The sequence below is a fragment of the Sphaerimonospora thailandensis genome, from assembly GCF_016863115.1.
Lineage (GTDB): Bacteria > Actinomycetota > Actinomycetes > Streptosporangiales > Streptosporangiaceae > Sphaerimonospora > Sphaerimonospora cavernae.
This window is the reverse complement of record NZ_BOOG01000038.1, coordinates 1-18,294: the sequence shown is the minus strand read 5'-3', so window position 1 is coordinate 18,294 and position 18,294 is coordinate 1. Positions and strand designations below refer to the sequence as shown.

The 18,294-nt window shown below is 72.0% G+C and carries 15 protein-coding genes; 7 read left to right on the top strand and 8 right to left on the bottom strand.

All coding sequences use genetic code 11. From position 1 onward, the window contains the following. Positions 1-49 precede the first annotated feature (49 nt). Positions 50-1,282 carry a beta-ketoacyl-ACP synthase II gene (fabF, locus tag Mth01_RS19590; RefSeq protein ID WP_204017353.1) on the top strand — a complete coding sequence of 411 codons (1,233 nt, stop codon included), beginning with the start codon at positions 50-52 and terminating at the stop codon, positions 1,280-1,282. 12 nt (positions 1,283-1,294) lie between these two features. After that, positions 1,295-2,716 (top strand): acyl-CoA carboxylase subunit beta, encoded by a 1,422-nt coding sequence (locus tag Mth01_RS19585; RefSeq protein WP_204017352.1) that lies wholly within the window; start codon positions 1,295-1,297, stop codon positions 2,714-2,716. Positions 2,717-2,859: 143 nt separating this feature from the next. Here the strand turns inward: Mth01_RS19585 and Mth01_RS19580 are convergent, their stop codons facing one another. Continuing rightward, on the bottom strand, positions 2,860-3,357 hold the full coding sequence (locus tag Mth01_RS19580) for a DUF3145 domain-containing protein (protein ID WP_204017351.1): 498 nt from the start codon (positions 3,355-3,357) through the stop codon (positions 2,860-2,862). A gap of 195 nt (positions 3,358-3,552) precedes the next feature. On the opposite strand from Mth01_RS19580, the gene Mth01_RS19575 reads away from it, so the two are divergent. From Mth01_RS19575 to Mth01_RS19560, 4 genes are read left to right on the top strand one after another with little or no spacing between them, the layout of a single operon-like run. Beyond that, positions 3,553-4,590 carry a S8 family peptidase gene (locus tag Mth01_RS19575; protein ID WP_204017350.1) on the top strand — a complete coding sequence of 346 codons (1,038 nt, stop codon included), beginning with the start codon at positions 3,553-3,555 and terminating at the stop codon, positions 4,588-4,590. A 56-nt stretch (positions 4,591-4,646) separates the two neighbouring features. Continuing rightward, complete coding sequence (locus Mth01_RS19570) at positions 4,647-5,231, top strand: RNA polymerase sigma factor (protein ID WP_204017349.1); 585 nt, start codon at positions 4,647-4,649, stop codon at positions 5,229-5,231. Further along, on the top strand, positions 5,215-5,712 hold the full coding sequence (locus Mth01_RS19565; RefSeq protein WP_204017348.1) for a hypothetical protein: 498 nt from the start codon (positions 5,215-5,217) through the stop codon (positions 5,710-5,712). The genes Mth01_RS19570 and Mth01_RS19565 overlap by 17 nt, the downstream gene beginning before the upstream one ends. Further along, a complete protein-coding gene (locus Mth01_RS19560; protein WP_204017347.1) occupies positions 5,709-8,363 on the top strand; it encodes a CHAT domain-containing protein in 2,655 nt (884 codons plus the stop codon). Before Mth01_RS19565 ends, Mth01_RS19560 begins: the two co-directional genes overlap by 4 nt. Positions 8,364-8,370: 7 nt before the next feature. Here Mth01_RS19560 and Mth01_RS19555 read toward each other — a convergent pair whose 3' ends face one another. The 4 genes from Mth01_RS19555 to Mth01_RS19540 all read right to left on the bottom strand — a co-directional run bounded on the left by Mth01_RS19555 (position 8,371) and on the right by Mth01_RS19540 (position 13,778). Beyond that, the gene (locus Mth01_RS19555) at positions 8,371-9,204 is read right to left on the bottom strand and encodes a sulfurtransferase (RefSeq protein ID WP_204017346.1); all 834 of its coding nucleotides are present in this window, start codon (positions 9,202-9,204) and stop codon (positions 8,371-8,373) included. A gap of 37 nt (positions 9,205-9,241) precedes the next feature. Next, positions 9,242-10,384, bottom strand: a complete 1,143-nt coding sequence (locus Mth01_RS19550; RefSeq protein ID WP_204017397.1) for an alkaline phosphatase family protein — start codon at positions 10,382-10,384, stop codon at positions 9,242-9,244. A gap of 61 nt (positions 10,385-10,445) precedes the next feature. Continuing rightward, on the bottom strand, positions 10,446-11,036 hold the full coding sequence (locus tag Mth01_RS19545; protein WP_204017345.1) for a DUF5998 family protein: 591 nt from the start codon (positions 11,034-11,036) through the stop codon (positions 10,446-10,448). Between the two features lie 105 nt (positions 11,037-11,141). Continuing rightward, complete coding sequence (locus Mth01_RS19540) at positions 11,142-13,778, bottom strand: bifunctional acetate--CoA ligase family protein/GNAT family N-acetyltransferase (RefSeq protein ID WP_204017344.1); 2,637 nt, start codon at positions 13,776-13,778, stop codon at positions 11,142-11,144. Positions 13,779-14,039: 261 nt separating this feature from the next. On the opposite strand from Mth01_RS19540, the gene Mth01_RS19535 reads away from it, so the two are divergent. Continuing rightward, complete coding sequence (locus Mth01_RS19535; RefSeq protein ID WP_204017343.1) at positions 14,040-14,933, top strand: carbohydrate kinase family protein; 894 nt, start codon at positions 14,040-14,042, stop codon at positions 14,931-14,933. A gap of 22 nt (positions 14,934-14,955) precedes the next feature. On the opposite strand, the gene Mth01_RS19530 is transcribed toward Mth01_RS19535, so the two are convergent. The 3 genes from Mth01_RS19530 to Mth01_RS19520 are packed head-to-tail and all read right to left on the bottom strand — an operon-like array spanning position 14,956 to position 16,987. Further along, positions 14,956-15,666, bottom strand: a complete 711-nt coding sequence (locus tag Mth01_RS19530; RefSeq protein WP_204017342.1) for an HNH endonuclease signature motif containing protein — start codon at positions 15,664-15,666, stop codon at positions 14,956-14,958. Between the two features lie 11 nt (positions 15,667-15,677). Continuing rightward, positions 15,678-16,151, bottom strand: coding sequence for a hypothetical protein (locus tag Mth01_RS19525; RefSeq protein ID WP_204017341.1), 474 nt, complete (start codon positions 16,149-16,151; stop codon positions 15,678-15,680). 38 nt (positions 16,152-16,189) lie between these two features. Next, on the bottom strand, positions 16,190-16,987 hold the full coding sequence (locus Mth01_RS19520) for a DUF222 domain-containing protein (RefSeq protein ID WP_204017340.1): 798 nt from the start codon (positions 16,985-16,987) through the stop codon (positions 16,190-16,192). Positions 16,988-18,294: the final 1,307 nt, after the last annotated feature.

Below are 18,294 nucleotides of genomic sequence, written 5' to 3'. Positions count from 1 at the left end.
CCCCGGACCACTGCGGGTCACTGAGAACAACCAAGAGGAGTGCGGACAAGTGAGTAAGGACCGGGTACGTGTCGTCGTCACCGGGCTCGGCGCGACGACGCCCCTCGGTGGAGATGTCGCATCCACCTGGTCGGCGCTCCTCGACGGGCGGTCGGGCATCCGGACGCTCACCGAGGACTGGGTCGACACCGTACCGGTGAAGTTCGCCGGCGTGGCGGCCGTCGACCCCGGTGAGGTGCTCCCCCGGCCCGAGGCCAGGAGGCTCGACCGCGCCGAGCAGTTCGCCCTGATCGCCGCCAGGCAGGCCTGGCAGGACGCGGGCGCCCCCGAGATCGACGGCGAGCGTCTCGGCGTCGTGGTCGGGAGCGGCATCGGCGGCATCGGGACGATCCTGTCCGCCTACGACCTCTACCGGTCGAGGGGCTGGAACCGGGTCTCACCCTTCACCGTGCCCATGCTCATGCCGAACGGCTCCGCCGGCTGGATCAGCATCGATCTTGGCGCCAAGGCCGGGGCGCACGCCACGGTCAGCGCCTGCGCGACCGGGGCGGAGTCCATCGGCTACGGCATCGACATGATCCGCTCCGGCCGGGCCGACATGGTGGTCGCGGGCGGCACCGAGGCGGCGATCCATGGCCTCAACCTTGCGTCGTTCGCCTCGATGCGCGCCATGTCCACCCGCAACGATGAACCGGAGCGTGCCTCCCGCCCGTTCGACAAGGGCCGCGACGGCTTCGTGCTCGGCGAGGGCGCGGGCATCGTGGTGCTGGAGTCGGAGGAGCACGCCCGGGCGCGTGGCGCCCGCATCTACGCCGTGGCGGCGGGTGTGGGCTACTCCAGTGACGCCTTCCACATCTCCGCCCCGGAGCCGACGGGTGTGGGCGGCCAGGCGGCCATGTCGCGCGCGATCAGGGACGCCGGGATCGCTCCGGCGGACGTCGTGCACGTCAACGCCCACGCCACCTCGACCCCGGTGGGCGACGAGATCGAGGCGCACGCGATCAAGGAGGCCATCGGCGGTCACGCGACCGTCACCGCGACCAAGTCGATGACCGGTCACCTCCTCGGCGGCGCGGGCGGCATCGAGTCGATCTTCACCATTCTCGCGCTGCACGAACGGATCGTGCCCGCCATCGCCAACCTCGACGATCCCGCTGACGGCATCGAGGTCGACCTCGTGCGCGGCGAACCCCGGAAGCTCGACGGCGACCAGCTCGCCGCGATCAACAATTCGTTCGGGTTCGGCGGACACAACGTCGCCGTGGCCTTCACCACTGTGTGACAGGAGTCTCACATGACCGTGCTTGACAACCGGGTGGTGAACGACGCCTCCGATGCGGAGGCCGTCGATCCCAGGGACCCCCGGGTACGCCTGGGGCATCTCCTCGACGAGGGCTCGATCCGACTGATCACCCCTGAGGACAAGAGCGGCGTGCTGGCCGTGACCGGCCGCGTCGAGGGCGTGCCGGTCGTGGCGTTCTGCAGCGACGCCCGCGTCCAGGGCGGCGCGATGGGCGGCGAGGGCTGCGAGCACATCGTGCACGCCTACGACGTCGCCGTCCGCGAGCGGGTCCCCGTCATCGGCGTCTGGCACTCGGGCGGCGCCCGCCTGGCCGAGGGCGTGGAGTCCCTGCACGCGGTGGGCCGGGTGTTCGCCGCCATGACCAAGGCCTCCGGCGTGGTGCCGCAGATCTCCGTCGTGGTCGGCCCGGTGGCCGGCGGCGGCGCGTACGGCCCGGCCCTGACCGACATCGTGATCCTCGCCGACAACGGCCGCATCTTCGTCACCGGGCCCGACGTCGTGCGCAGCGTGACCGGCGAGGAGACCGACATGGCCTCGCTCGGCGGGCCCGAGCCGCACAGCAAGCGCAGTGGCGTCGTCCACATCGCCACCAAGAACGAGGGCGAGGCCCTGCTCAGGGCCCGTCAGCTCGCCGTCCTGCTCGGCCACCAGGGCCGGATGCGCGGCGACATCGACGAGGTCGACTTCGGCAGCCTGCTCCCCGACAACCCGCGCCGCGCCTACGACGTGCACCCACTGGTGAACGGCCTGCTGGACGAGCCCGGTGTGGAGCTCCATGCCAAGTGGGCGCCGAACATCGTCACCACGCTGGGCCGGCTCGGCGGCCGCACGGTCGGGGTCATCGCCAACAATCCGCTACGCCTCGGCGGCTGCCTCGACTCCACCTCGGCGGAGAAGGCCGCCCGGTTCGTCCGGATGTGTGACGCCTTCGGGGTGCCGCTGGTGGTCCTGGTCGACGTCCCCGGCTACCTTCCCGGGGTCGGCCAGGAACACGACGGCATCGTACGGCGCGGCGCGAAGCTGCTGCACGCGTTCGCCGAGGCCTCGGTGCCGAGGGTGACGCTGATGACCCGCAAGGCGTACGGCGGCGCCTACATCGCGATGAACTCCCGGTCGCTGGGCGCCACCCGGGTGTTCGCCTGGCCGACCACGGTGGTGGCCGTGATGGGCGCGGTCGCGGCCGTCCGCATCCTCAAGCGGCGCGAGTTGGCGGCCGCCCCCGAGGAGGAACGCTCCGCGATCGAGGCCCGGCTGGCCGAGGAGCACGAGAAGGTCGCCGGCGGGCTCGACAGAGCCGTCGACCTCGGGGTCGTCGACGAGGTGATCGAACCGGCGAAGACCCGCGGCGCCATCGCCAGGGTCATCGCCCAGGCGACGCCGGCCCGCGGCGCCCACGGCAACATCCCACTCTGACGAGTCGCCTGAAGAGTCGCTGAAGAAGCGCCGGCCCCCCGGGACCGGCGCTTTTCGCGTTCACGGTGACAGACGGGCCGGCACCCGGAGGCCACGGCTCAGATGGCGGCGGCTCAGATGGCGGCGGCTCAGATGGCGGCAGCTCAGACGGCGGCGTGCAGCCAGCGGACCGGCGCGCCCTCCCCCGCATACCGGAACGACTCCAGTTCCTCGTCCCACTGCTTGCCGAGGAGGCGGTCGAGCTCCTCCTCCAGGACGACCCGGCCCTGCGCGGCCATCAGCATCACATTGCGCAGCCGATCCTCGGGGACTTGGATGTCCCCGTTCGCGCCCACGACGGCGGTGAACGCGCCCAGCGTGGGCGTGTAGGCATGTCGGGACCCGTCGACGCCGGGCGAGGCGTCTTCAGTGATCTCGAAGCGGATGCGCTGCCAGCCCATGAGAGAAGACGTGACCGCCGCCGCCGTACCGGGACGGCCCTCCCACTCGGCCTGGGCCCGCAGGGTCCCGGGCGCGGCGGGCTGAGGGGTCCACGTCAGGTCGACGGGCACGCCAAGAACGCCTGCGACGGCCCACTCGATGTGCGGGCACAGCGCAGGCTGAGCCGAGTGGACGTACAGGACGCCACGAGCAGCAGCCACCGGACCTCCCAATTCGCATGAGGTGCGCCTTCCCCAACGGCCTCATGTAGGGATGATCACGATTGCGTGACTAGTAGGAGAGACTACCGTCCGTCGTAACGCGACACCAGAGCAGGGTCATACCGATTGACGCATGGCAACGTAATGCATCGGGAAAGATACGGTCCGTAAACGGGAGATCGGAAAGGTGTCGTGATGCGCGCACGCTTGGTGGAGCCTCTCCCGGACAGGCCCGCCCTCATCCGGCCCGCCGAGTTGCTCACCACCGCCCCGGCCGCGGTCGCCCGATGGACACTCTCCGCCTCCCCCGTGCACCCTCCGACCCAGCACACCCGCCCCACCCGGCACGCACGCGCGGTCCATCACGTCCGGCTCTCGCCCGGCGTGGACGTGCTCGACCTGGTCACCACGCTGCGCGACCGCGGCCACCCGGCCTCGCCCAACCATGTGCTCGCCGGGCAGCCGCTGTACTTCGGCGGCCCGCAGGGCGCGCCGTCACCCGCTCCGGCAGTGCCGTACGAGCCGGGCCCGCCCTCCGGGGTGACGATCGCAGTGCTGGACACCGGGGTCGTCCCCCATCCGTGGCTGATGCCCTGGTATCGGGACGACGCTGCCGACACCCCCGACGCGGACGGCGACGGCGGCCTCGACACCCAGGCGGGGCACGGCACGTTCGTCTGCGGGCTGATCCTGCGGCGCGACCCCGGGGTGCGGCTGCGTGCCGTGCGACTCCTGGACAGCGACGGCGTCGCCGACGAGGCGGCGCTGCTGCGCGCGCTCACCCGGCTCTGCGCCGAACGCGTCGACATCCTCAACCTGTCCTTCGGGGGTTACACCTTCGACGACCGGCCGCCGCTGGGGCTGGCCGAGGCGCTGGCCGGCTTTCCCGCCGTGGTGGCCTGCGCCGGCAACACCGGGCGCTCCCGCCCGTTCTGGCCGGCGGCCCTTCCCGGCATCGTCGCCGTGGGCGCGCTGGACGGGAACGTCAGGGCGTCCTTTTCGGCATACGGCCCATGGGTCGACGCCTGCGCCCAGGGGGTCGGCCTGGCGAGCAGCTTCGTCGAGTTCGGGGAGTTCCACGGTTACGCCACGTGGAGCGGCAGCTCTTTCGCCTGCGCCACGGTGGTGGGAGCCCTCGCCCGGCTGTGCCGCGAACTGCCGCCCACGCAGGCCGTACGGCACCTGCTCTCCGACGGCCGGCGAATCCCCGATCTCGGGGTGTCCATCGCGTGAGATCGATAGAGTGTCGATCACGTAAAGTGATTGCATAGGAACTCTCGGTAATCGACATGTTGGATGACACCTCACCCGGGCCGCCGTTGGGCCCCACCCGTCTCGAGCGGCCGACGCCTCTCGACCAGGCCGCATGGGACGACCTCGTCGCGCGGTTCGACGGCCGGATGTGGGCGGTCGCCCGGGCGTTCGGGCTGGGCCCGGCCGACGCGGCCGACGCCGTCCAGGGCGCCTGGCTGCGCCTGGTCGAAAGTCTCGACGCCATCCGGGACCCCGATCGGATCGGATCCTGGCTCATCACCACGACGAAGAACGAGGCGGCCCGGCTGAGCCGGTCCCGGACAGGATCGGGATCCGCGGTTTCCGACGTCCCCGACGACATCCCGGACCTCGGCGCGCCGGACCCGGCCGCCGCGGTGGTCGACGCCGACTACGGCCGACACGTGTGGGGACGGCTCGACCTCCTCGGTGAGCCGTGCCGGTCGCTGCTGCGCCTCTACGCGCTCCATCCGGACGCCCGATATACCCAGATCGCCCTGCGCCTGGACCTGCCCGTGGGCAGCATCGGCCCCACCCGCGCCCGCTGCGTGTCCCGGCTCAGAGCCCTGCTGGAGGAAAACGTCCATGACAGCCCCCGCTGACGAATACCTGCTGGCCGCGCTGCGGATCGCGGCCGGGGCCGACCCCGTGCCCGGGCGCGTCTCCGCCGACGCGAGGGCCGCGTTCGCGCTCCGCCTGCCCGGCGGCATCGCCGCCGCCCCAATGGAGACGACCGCGATGGAGACGACCGCGATGGAGAAGGCCACCGGAGCGGGCGTCCGGTCGACGGCATACGAGGAGCACGGCGAGCCCGCGGCGCACCGCTACGCGGCCGCGGGCCTCACGATCGACGTCGAGCCCGTCGTCATGGCCGGCCGGGTGGACGTGGCCGGCCAGGTCTCTCCCGCCCCCGGCGTCGAATCGCTGGTCGAGGTGCGGACGCCGCGCATCACCGCCGGTCGCGTGCCTGCCGAGGACGGACGCTTCGTCGTCACCGGACTGCCCCTCGGATGGATCAGCGTGGTCTGCCATCGGCCCGGCCACCCGCCCGTGTTCACCCGCTGGCTGCACGTACGCCCTTGACCTCGCCCTCGACCCCACCTTCGACGCCGCCTTCGACGCCGCCTTCGACGCCGACCCCGCGACCGCCCGCCGTCCTCGTCACCCGGGCCGAGGCGGCCGTGCGGCTGTCGGGGGCCGATCCCCGCCTGGCGCTCACCCGGGCCCGGGCTGTACTGGCCGAGGCCAGAGCCGGGATGGAAGCCGCCGGCCGGGAGGGCGAGCCGTACGGCGAGGCGCTTTCCGTCGCACTGCGTGCGTCCGCCCTGGCCGCACGCGAACTCGGCGACCTGCACCTGGCCGATGAAAGGCTGCGTGAGGCCGTCGAGGCCGGATCCCGGTTTCCGCCACGGGTGGCGCAGGCGAGGATGTCCCTGGTCGCCGTCCGGACACAGCTCGGCGATCCCGAAGGCGCCCTGCGCCTCGCCGAACTGGCCGAACGACATCTCACCGGCACCGATCTGGCCCGGCTGGACGTGCAGCGCTCGGTCGCGCTGAACGTGCTCGGCCGGCATCGGGACGCGGTACGCCACTGCGACCGGGCCGTCGACCGCCTCGGCGACGACCCCTGGTTCCAGGCCGGCGGCCTGCTCAACCGCGGGGTCGCCCGGACCTACCTGGAAGAGTACGGCGCGGCCGAGGCGGACCTGTCGGAGTGCGCGAGGCTGGCCCGGGCGGCCGGTCTCGATCACGTCGCCATGCTCGCGGAGGGCAACCTGCCGTTCGTGGCGGCCCGGCGCGGCGACATCGCGACCGCCTTCGCGAGCTATGAGGTGGCGGAGGCGGGCATGGCCGGTTATCCGGAGCGGCTGGCCGCGATGCGGGCGGACTTCGCCGAGGCGCTGGTGGCCGCCCGCCTGCCGGGAGAGGCCCGGGCGATGCTGGAACAGGCCCTGCCCGATCTGACGGCCGGCGGAGCCCACGCGGCGATCCCCGACGCGCGGCTGCTGCTCGCCCAGGCCCAACTGCTCGCCGGCGACGCCGGGCAGGCCGCGGCGACGGCGCAGACCGCGCTGACGGAGCTGCTGGAGCAGGGCAGGGCGGCCTCGGCTCCGCTGGCCACCGAGGTGGTGCTGCGTGCCCGGCTCGCCAAGACCTCACCGACACCGACCGCCGCCGAAGTGGCGGCTCTGCTGCCCCACCTGCTGTCCTGTGCGGCAGACCTGGACGGGCACGGCCGACCGGGAGCCGCGGCCGAGCTGCGGCTCACGACCGCCCGCGCCGCCCTGCTGGCCGGGCATCGCACCGTCGCACGGGCACAGCTGGAAGTCCTGGCCGAGCCCCTCGCCCGGCCGCTGGTCAGGCAGCACGCCCTGGCGATGATCCGGCGGCTGGACGGGGACCTGTCCGGCGCCCTCGAATCGGCCCGTGAGGGTGTGGAAACGCTCGCCGCCACGCGGGCGGAGCGCGACGCGGAGCTCAGGGCGCACACCGTCCGCCCGGCCGAGGACCTCGCCGCGTTCGGCCTGGAGCTCGCGCTGGAAACCGGGGACGGCTGGATGGTCCTGGACTGGGCCGAGCGCTACCGGGCACTGGCGCGAGGCAGAGCGGCCCCCGTCCGCGCCGACCCCACCCCCTTCGACCCCTTCGACCCCCGCGACTCCCGGAACCCGGCGGGAGGCATCCCGGGAAACGGGCCGGGCACGCTGATCGAGCTGGTGCGCAGCGGGGACGAGCTGTGGGGCGTCCTCGTCGCCCCGGCAAGCACCGGCGGCGCATCGACCGGCGGCGTGCGGTGCCTGCTCCGGCCGCTCGGCTCCTACCGGGCGGCGGCCGAGGCGACGGTGCGCATACGGTACGGCCTGCGCCGGCGGAACCTGCGAGATCTCGTCGACCGCGGCGCGGGCGCCGCCCCGGAGATGATGGACGCCGAGCTCGCCGCGCTCGGCGAACAGCTGCTCGGTCCGTTCGGTCTCGGTTCGTTCGATCTGGGGCGGCCCGACGGCTCGGGCCGCCTCGCAGACGGCCCGGTGGTGATCGTGCCCACGGGCGCGCTGTGCACGCTTCCCTGGCCGCTGTTGCCCGCATTGGCCGGCCGACCGGTGTCCGTCGCCCCCGACGCCACCGCCTGGGCTTCGTCGAAGCGGCCGCCGGAACGTCCGCCAGCAGGTCCGCCAGCAGGTCCGCCAGGCCCGGGGAAGGCGGACCGGCCGGTGGTCGTCGCGGTCGCCGGGCCGGGGCTGCGGCACGCCCGCGCCGAGGCGGACATGGTCGTCACGACCCACGCCCGGGCCGAGCGGATCGAGGCGACCCGGCGAGAGGTGCTCGCCACGCTGGAGCGCGCCGACGTGCTGCACATCGCGGCGCACGGGATGTCCTCCCCCCGTAGCCCGATGCTGTCCCGCCTCACGCTGGAAGACGGACCGCTCATGGCCTACGACCTGCTGCGAGCCGGACGGATGCCACGGCTCGTCGTGCTGTCCGCGTGCGACGCCGGAATGGCCCACGCCCCCGTGGACGGCGCCGCGCTCGGCCTGGCCGGGACCTTCCTCGACCGGGGGGCCGCCTGCGTGATCGCCGGTGTGGTGCCGGTGCGGGACGACGAGGCCCTGGCGCTCATGACGGTCTTCCACGCCGTGCTGGCCGAGGGCCGCTCCCCCGCCGAGGCCCTCGCCGCCGCGGCCGCCAAGACCACCGTCAGCGGCTTCGTCTGCTTCGGCGACCCGTACGGGTGACAGTCCTCTATCCGGTGGCGACCGGCCGGTCCGGGCCGGCCACCCAGTTGGACCACGAGCCGACGTAGAGCGCGGCGGGCAGCCCGGCGATCTCCAGGGCGAGCACCTCGTGGGCGGCGGTCACCCCGGAACCGCAGTAGGCGCCGACCGGGACGCCCTCGACCGCGCCCAGCGCGTCGAACCGCTCCCGTAGGAACTCCCTGCTGTGGAACCGGCCGTCGGGCTCGACGTTCTGTGTGGTGGGGGCGTTGACGGCCCCCGGAATGTGACCGGCGACCGGGTCGACGGGCTCGACCTCGCCGCGATATCGCTCCGGGGCCCGGGCGTCGAGGAGCACTCCGCGGCCGGCCAGTTCGGCCGCCCGGTCGGCGTCCAGCATCGGCATGCCGCCGGGCTCGGCCGTGAAGTCGCCCGGCTCCCCGGCCTGTGTGTCGTCCCTCGCCGCGGGGAGGCCGGCCCGGGTCCAGGCGCGCATCCCGCCGTCGAGCACCCGCACGTCGCGGTGGCCGAAGTAGCGCAGCGTCCACCAGGCCCTGGCCGCCGAGGTCGAGTCCGCGTCGTCGTAGACGACCACCGGACGGGCGTCCGACACGCCGAGACGGCGCATCGCGGACTCGAACGCGGCGGCCGGCGGCAGCGGATGCCGCCCGTCCGGTCCCGGCGGGGCGGCGAGATCGGCGTTGAGATCGCAGAAGACGGCGCCCGGGATGTGCCCCTCCCGGTAGGACTCGATGCCCGGAGGGCCGGCGAGGCGCCATCGCACGTCGAGGATGGTGACGTCGCCGTCGATCGCGGCCAGTTCCTCCGGCCGGATCAGCGGGCTCGAAGAATGCGGGCTCATCGACACCTCCGTGAAGTCGTCATGCCGGCCGCGCCCGTCACGGGCGGATCTCCAGCAAGGGCACGTTCTGTTCCGCCGGGGTGAGCGAGCCGTGGCAGCCGATCAGGGAGGCCTCCAACGGCTCCGCCTCGGAGGCGACGATCACGCAGTCGCCGTACGGCACGGCCAGCACGTCGCCGATCCGCCCGAGCCATTCACGACGGACGGCGCGGCCGAACCAGCCCTCGTCGACCGCCTCCTCCCGGGTGACCACCCAGGCCCGGCCGCGCAACTCCTCACGCCAGGTCTCGAGTACGGCGTCCGCCGCACCCGGCGCGGTGTAGAGATGCCGGGCCCGGCCGTCGCCGCCGAGCATGACCACGCCTTCCCGGAGGTCGGGTCTGCGGTCGAAGTCGACCTTGTCCCCGGCGTTGATCATGCCGTGGTCCGCGGTCACGTAGAGCGCCGACCCCGGCGGCAGCGCCTCGGCGATGGCCTCGGCCATCCGGTCGACTACCGCGAGCCGGTCCAGCCACTCGGGACTGCCCCAGCCCTTCAGGTGGCCCATGTGGTCGACATCGCCGTAATACACGGTGACGTACGAGCTTTCCCGAAGCGCGTGCCGTGCCGCCTCGATCCGCTCGTCCGCCGTCTCCGCCGACCAGTAGCGCATGCCCCGGTAGACCGCACGGGTGAGCCCGCTGCCGTCGAACAAGGCCGGCGCCACGTAGACGGGGTCGACGCCGAGAGCCGCCATCCGTTCGTAGACGGTCTCGGCCGGCTGCCACACGTCGGGGTCGATGGCCAGTCCGGGCGCGGTCCAGCGCAGGCAGTTGAACAGCCTGCCCTCACCTGGCACGGCCATCTGGATGCCCACCATGCCGTGCTCCCCGGGAGGCGCTCCGGTGCCGAGCGTGGCCAGGCTCGTCGGCGTCGAGGACGGGAAGCCCGCGGTGAGCGTCCGCCGCGAATGCGCGGACAGAAACGGCGCCACGTCCGGATGGGCGGCCAGCAGATCCGCGCCCAGGCCGTCGACGAGGAAGAGACACACCCGCCGCGCCGGGTCGAGGCCGAGCGTGTTGCCCGTCGGCACGCCGAGCGAGGCGAGCAGCGATCCCGGGAGATCCGCCAGCGACGCCTCGCCGTACGCGGGCACGAACGGCACGGCGTCGAGCAGGGTTTCGGCCGGCGCTTCCGGCATGCTCTCCGGCACGGCCGGCCCGGCGGGGTCGGGGTCGATCACATCGCCTCCGGCTGGGATTTCAGGACGCGGCGCGGGCGGTCGCCTCGGACAGCGCCTTGGCGAAGGTCAGGACGTGACCGACCGCCTCGGGCCCGTCGGCCGCCTCGCTCACCCGGAGGGACAGATCGTCTGCGGTGATCGCGCCGGTGTAGCCGTGATCGGCTTCGCAGTTCTCGTCGCCGCACGTGGCGGGTTCGAGGTCGACATGGGAGATCGCACCCCAGCCGATCGTGAGAGTCGCCTCGACCGGAGGAACCCCGGGCACGTACGCCGCCGGGTCGGGAACCACCCGCGTGACGGCGATCGACTGGATGCGGTTCAGCCGTACGGCCTCGGTCGTGGTGGAGGCGTGCGAAGCCGGCATGCCCTCGGCGGGCGGGTGCTCGTCGGTGTGACAGACGATCAGCCGGGTGGGCGACAGCACCAGCACCGTGACGTGCCTGCGCACCTCCATCGCGGGGTCGAACGTGGCCTCGTGATGCACGACGTACGCCATGACCTGCTCACTGCCGAGCGCGGTGTCGACGGCGTCGGCGACCAGGTCCGGGTAGTAGCCGCTGCGGTCGATGGCCTCGCGCATGCCCGCGGCCGAGACTCGGGTTTCCCTCATGGGTCCATCCTGCCCTGTAAGGGACACCTGTTTCACATCCGGACCGGATGGTTTTCCACATCGGCGGCAGACCACCCATCCCGACCGGCTCGTCCCGGCGTGCGGTCAGCGCAGGCGGCGGGGCCCGACGTCCGGACGCGGCCCGGTGACGGGCCGCAGGACCACGCGTGCGCCCAGCACCACCACGCCGGACGCGCCGACCAGCACCGGGTCCAGTTCCATCCTGGCCACCTCGGGCAGCGCGTCCGCCAGCAGCCCGACCCGGACGAGAAGATCCTCCAGCGCCTCGACCGCCACCGGCTGGTAGCCGTACCGCCCGAGCAGCAGCGGCGCCGCGCGTACCGACCGCACGAGGGTCGACGCGTCCTCGGCGGTGAGCGGGGCGAGCCGATATGCCTGGTCTCCGAGGAGGCGGGCCGCGACCTCGCCGAGCCCGAACGACACGACGCCGCCGAAGTGCCGGTCCTGCACGACGCCGACGATGGTCGGCACCGCCGGTTGCGGGGCCATGCGCTGGACGGCGAGCCGCGCGCCCGGCCCGAGGAGAGCGGCCAGGTCGGCGTACGCCTGCCGGATCGCGACCGGTTCGGTGAGCCCCATGCGCACCGTGCCGGCCCGGCTGGAGTCCGCGGGGTCGGCGGACTTGAGCACCACGGGCGACCCGAGGCCGTTCGCCGCGGCCACCGCCTCATCGGCCGAGGCCACCGGCTGCGCCGGCCACACCTCGATCCCGTAGCACGCGAGCAACTCGGTGGCGTCGATCTCCAGGTCCCGCTCGTCGTGCTCGTCGTGCCCGTTCTTCCGGAGGGCGTCGGCCACGAACCGGCGGGCTCCGGCGACGTCCACTCCCGGGGGCGAGGGGATGACGCCCGCCGGCTCCCGGCCCCGGCAGGCGTAGCGGACGACGTGAGCGAGCGCCCGGACCGCCTCCTCGGGCGCGGGGTAGGACGGGATGGAGCCGCGCCCCGGCGAGGCGTCACCGTCGACGCGGAGCTCCGGCGGCATGCCCATCTCCCCCTGGAAGGTGGCCAGCACGGGCTTGCCGCAGTCGCGCGCCACCCGCACCAGCTCGGCCGCCACCCGCTGGGCGTCGCCCGGGATCGGCGGCATGTAGACGACGACGGCCGCGTCCACTTCGGGGAGCGTGTCCGCCAGCGCCGCGGCGAACTCGGCCGCCCCCGCCCGGGCGCCCAGGTTCACCGGCGAACGCGGCTCCAGCCCCGCGCCGGCGCAGGCGTCCACCGCCAGCAGCGCGAGCGCGTCGGAGTTGCTCACGACGCCCACCGTGGGCCCCGACGGCAGCGGCTGGTGGGCGAGGAGCTGGGCCACGTCGAAGAGCTGGGTGAGGTCGTCGACCCGGATGACCCCCGCCTGCTCGAAGAGCGAGCGCTGCGCGGTCTCGGGCAGGCCGAGCACGGGGGCGGCGTGGCCGTCGGGTGCTCCGCGGCTCTTGACGACGACGATCGGCTTGCGCCGCGAGATCCGGCGGGCCAGCCGGGTGAACTTGCGCGGGTTTCCGATGGATTCCAGGTAGAGCAGGATGACGTCGGTCGCCTGATCCTCCTCCCAGTACTGGAGGAGGTCGTTGCCGGACACGTCGGCCCGGTTGCCGGCCGAGACGAACGTCGAGATGCCCATGCCCCGCTGGGCGACACGCTGCAGCAGCGCGGTGCCGAGCGCGCCCGACTGGCTGAAGAAGCCGACCCGCCCCCGCCCGGGCAGGGTCGCGGCGAGGGTGGCGTTGAGCCGTACGGCAGGGTCGGTGTTGGCGACGCCCAGACAGTTGGGGCCCACCACGCGCATGCCGTACGCCCGGGCGATCCGGACGAGTTCCTCCTGGCGGCCACGGCCCTCGAGGCCGGTCTCACCGAACCCGGAGGAGACCACGACCAGGCCCTTGACACCCTTCTCCGCGCACTCCTCGACGAGTTCGAGCACGCCCTCGGCGGGGACGGCCAGCACCGCCAGGTCCACCTCCCCGTCGATCGCGGAGACGCTCCGGTAGGCCCGGACTCCCGCGACGGCCCGCACCTGCCGGTGGACGGGATAGACCGGCCCGGTGAAGTCGGCGGCGAGCAGGTTGCGCAGCACGGTCTGCCCGATCCCGCCCGGCTCCCGGCTCGCCCCGATGACCGCGACCGACTCGGGCGTCAGCAGGCGGGCGATCGAGCGGGCCTCGGCGCGGTGCTCGCGGGCGAGCCGCACCTCCAGGGCGGTCTCGGTGCTGGTCAGGTCGAGGGTCATCCGGACCACGCCGTCCTCGAACTGGCTCTGCGCCGTGTATCCGGCCTGGCGGAACAGCCGGAGCATGCGGAGGTTGCCGGGCAGCACGTCGGCGATGAACGTCCGAATCCCGCGCTCGCGCGCCGCCGCCCGCAGGTGCTCCATCAGCACCGCGGCCACGCCCCTGCCCTGATGGGCGTCCTCGACCAGGAACGCGACCTCCGCGTGGTCCTTCGGCTCCATCCGGTCGTACCGCACGACCGCCACCATCTCCGCGCCGATCGTCGCGATCAGCGCCACCCGGTTGTCGTAGTCGACGTTGGTGAACCAGGTGACGTCCCGGTCGGTGAGGTGAGGGCGGGGGCCGAAGTAGCGGAAGTAGATCGACTCAGCGGACAGGCGTGAGTAGAAGGAGCGCAGCAGGCCGGCGTCGTCCGGTCTGATCGGGCGCAGGTGTGCCGTGCCGCCGTCGGACAGCACGACGTCCGCCTCCCAGTGGGCGGGGTACTGATGTCGCACGGTCCCGAGGTTAGCGGCGCCTGGCCTGGTATGGGTTGAGATGTTCCTTACCGCCAGGAGATCTCGCGCGAGCGGGGACCACCTCGGCTTCGGGGAGCGTAGGCGGCTACGGTACGGGATCTACCGCCCATGCTGGGGCGAATTGGGCAACGCTTGTGCATCGACTCTGCCCGGCTGTCTGATCCACCTCCCATGACAAGGCAGGGAGCTGTTAGGTTTCTTTGGGTCGGCCTCATCGCATGTTGGCAAGGTGGTGACATCATGACGCGGGTCGTCGTGGTGGGCGATCTCATGACTGACGCGCTCGCCCGCGCCAAGTTCCCGCTCGCCAGGGCGAGCGACACCCCGGCCGTCGTGACCATGCACGGTGGCGGTTCCGGGGCGAACGTCGCCTCCTGGCTGGCGGTCGAGGGGTCCGAGGTCGCCTTCGTCGGGCGACGCGGCGCCGACATCACCGGCCGGAACCGCGACATGGAACTCATGGGCTACGGGGTCGACGCCCGCCTCGTGATGGATCCGGAGCGGCCCACCGGCACCTGCGTGGTCATGGTCACCCACAAGGGCCAGCGGACGATGCTGTCGGACCCGGGCGCCAACGCGGCGCTGTCCCCCGAGGATCTGCCCCGCGACCTCTTCGCCGGCGGCGGCCACCTGCACGTGTCCGGCTACACCCTGCTCAACGACGGCTCGCGCGACGCCGGGCTGGCCGCGCTCGACCTGGCCCGGCGGGCCGGCATGTCGATCTCGGTGGACTGCGCCTCGGCCGCCCCGGTCGAGCGGACCGGCGCCGAGCCGTTCCTGGAGTGGACGCACGGCGCCAAGCTGCTGTTCGCCAACATCGACCAGGCCAAGGTGCTGACCGGCCGGGACGATCCGACCGCCGCGGCGAAGGTCCTCACCGCCTGGTTCCCCCAGGTCGTGATCAAGCTCAACGCCGAGGGCGCGCTCTGGTACACCAACAGCCGCGCCGAGCCCGTCCGAGCGGCCGCGGAGACCGTCGACCGTGTGGTGGACGGCACCGGCGCCGGAGACGCCTTCACCGCCGGCTTCCTGCCGTCCTGGCTGGCGGGCAAGCCACCGGCCGAGGCCCTGGCGGCGGGCAACGCCCTGGCCGCCAAATGCATCTCCAACCTCGGCGCCCGCCCCCGCCTGTGAAACCTGTACGCGCGGTCGGAAGTCATGTACGTCTAGGCGTGCTGCTGTAGGGGCCTATGTAGGTGAAGGCCCATCGGTCGGGCCCGATCTGGCGGCGTTTGTAGCGGTCGGGGTGCAGGTAGCGGTCCCTGTTGTGCCATTGGCAGGCGGGGCCGAGTTTGGCCAGGTCGGTCAGGCCGCCCTCGCTCCAGTTGTCCAGATGGTCGATCTGGCACATGCTCGCCGGGAGGGGGCAGCCGTCGACCCAGCAGGTGTCGTAGCGGGCGGCGATGGCGCGGCGCTGGGCGGGGGTGGCCAGCCGGACTTTGCGGCCCATGTCCAGGACCTGGCCCTCGGCGTTCATGACCAGCCGCATGAGGGTGGAGGTGCGGGCCAGGCGCTGGATGTCAGTGATCGGCAGCAGGTGTCCGGTGGACAGCAGCAGCCCGGGCAGGGTCCGCAGCGCGGCCTGCCACCGCCAGTCCGTCACGCCGTCCCGGTCACCGATCCCGCCCGGGTTCCCGTTGCCACGGTTACCGTTCCTTTCCTGGCCACCACCCTGGTTGCCGGGCCCGCCGCAGTCCGGGCCGGGTAGGACACCTCCGCCGTCGTCCCTTGGCGGGATGTCGTCGGTGCCGTCATGACCGGCCTTATGATCTCCTGTCTCGTGATCATCTATCTCGCCGCCGCCACCGTGCTCGTGCTCCTCTTCAGCGCGTGCGGGCGTGGAAGCCTCCTCAGCCCGGCCTGCCACCACTGCGGCGTCTACGGGATCGGTAGTGTCGCTGTCCGCACCGTCCCCGTCCTGCTCCGCGCATCCCTCTGGAGCGCCAGCGTTCCAGATTCCGCTCGCAGTGCTGTCCCTAGAGGCGCCGCCAGTATGGCCGGAGTCACCGGTGGCTGAATCATCCATGCCGGGGCCGTCACCTTCACCGGCCTCCCCGCGAAGTCGCCGAGGGTCGGGTCGCCAAGAATCGGGACGCTGGGAGTGCCATCACCCTCACGAGTTCCCACCGTCGGGTGGTCCCCGCTTACAGCAGCGTCGTCGGGAGTGCCGCCGGTGTCAGCCTCAGCAGCATGGTCACCGGTGGCGAGGCCGTCCCCACCACACGCCCCAGTCCCCGGGGCGTTGTCGAAGCCGTTGTCGGAGGCGTTGTCGGAGGCGTGGACAGGGTCGTCGGTGGGGGCGGCATCGTTGGGCGCGGCGTCGTCGGGGAGGGATTCGGCGTTCACCAACACCAGCAACTCCGCTGTGATCTGCTGCTGCAGCAGCGCGATCAGCGCGTCGGCGTTGCGGACCCGAAGCGGCCGGTCATCACCCTTGGCCTTGGGCTTGGCGTACGCGTCGAGAAGCGTTCGCAGGCGGGCGCGGCCTCCCTCGGCAGACGGAACTCCCCCTCCAGCCCGCCCGTGCCGGTCTCCCGGATCAGCAGGAAGCGGGAGTCGTAGTCGGCGTTCGCGTCCTTGATCTCCCCATCGGGGTCCAGAACGGCCCGTAGGTACCGCCCCGCCTTTGCGATCTCATCCGGACCGGCCGCCTCGGCCAGCTCCAGCAGAATCTGCTCGGCTTTGGCGGCGTCCTCGTCACTCAACCCGGCGGTGACGGCGCAGATCGCCGTCACCACCCCCTCCGCCAGACTCCCCGCGGCGAACCGCTCCCGCACCTGCGGCAACCGCTCCAACTCGATCCCCAGCGCCACGGTCCGGTTGGCGGCACGCCGGCTCATCCCGCACACCGACCGCAACCACGTCTTCGTCGACGCATGCCCACGCTCACGGACAACTCCGGCGGCGTGCACCCGCTGCGCCCGTACCGTGATCGCCGCCTCCAGCCTATCCCGCGCGAACACCAACCCCTCCAGCTCGCCCAGGCACTCCACTGGCGAATCGGGCGTCAGGGCCAGCGCCAACGCCTGGGCGGTCTCCCGCAGGGTGGTCACCAACTGCCAAGAGGTGCCCTCACTCATACCGGCGGAGCCGTCCCCAGCCCCGACACCCCCAGCCCCGGCGCTCCAGGCCTCCTTGTCACGGCCGTCTGCCGAGGCATTCTCGTCGACGTCTGCCCGGTCACCCACGCAGCCGTCCGTGTGATCACCCGTGCGATCACTTGCGGCATCGTCCACGCGGTCGCCCACTTGATCATCCGGGCGATCGTCTGCGGGGCCAGCCACAGGATCAGCCACAGGACCGCCGGCGAAGCCATCACCGGGGCCACCTCCGCAGTCGCCCTCGCCCCCGCGTACAGAACCAGCTGCAGAACCAGCTGCAGAACCAGCTGCGGAGCCGTCCGCGGGAGTGCCGTTCAGGGAAACGCTGGGAGCTGGAGCGGGGCAGTCGGGCCGCAGCGGGGTGCGAACCGAACGGCCAGAGGTTCGGGCAGCGGCACGCGCCGCCGCCTCAGCCTTCACCTCGGCCCACCATTCGGGACCCAGCATCGGCGGGACCTGAGGACGCGACAGCTCCGGATCGAACAGGTCCGCAGGCTTTGTCGACTCCATCGGCGTTGCCTGCCGCATCGGCCCCCCTTCCTGCAAATCTCGACTGTTTCGAAAACCTGTCTGAATACTCTCACGATCAGCCAGGGAATAGCAATGCTTTTCGGCAATGAATCCGCAGAAAAATATGAGAAGTAAACGTTGATTGCCGCAAATACTCGTGATGTCGGAAATGCGGACCACGGTATCGCGATGAAAGATAACGGAGGAAATTCGCCCAGGTCGGCCAGGAACCTCGCAAGAGGTTACAAGATCACCGAGAGCCTCTGCGATGACCGAGCGGGGCGCGTGAAAGCAACTGAAAGATCACGGAGAGATGTGGGGGCTGGAGGTGTAGATATGTATCCTTTTCGGAAGTTCCACGTGGATACCGGGCCTCGCAAGGCGCTCCTGAACAGCTGTGCAACGTGGCGCCTGGGGACTTTTTCGTCGTCCACCTCGGACGCTCGCAGTCGAGCTCACAGGCCATGACCGGCTGTCGCCAGGCCTTCAGCGCGGACGAGCGGCCGGACGACTCACCGGAAGGCCGAGAACGCCCGCTACCCCGGCAGTTCGCGTCGCCAACCGCGCGGGGAAGATGTACCCGAGAGCGTGATTGTCTGGAGGTCTAGCGCTCCCGACCCGGTCGTCTCCGACGGTTGTCGATGGGGTGGTCTATGTCGGTAGCGATGACGGCAAGTTGTATGCGGTGGATGCTGTCGCGAGGTTAGGCACTACCGGCTGAGTCGCAGATTCCCCCTGTTGGGAATCTTCGGATTTGGGTGACTCGAACTCCGGCATGCACCCCTCCTCGGAATCCGGCCAGCCAGGCGGGCGTACTCAAGAGCCTGGAACCGTATAGCGAACGTGACACTTCGGTCGTACGACGGTAGTGGCGAGAGCATCGG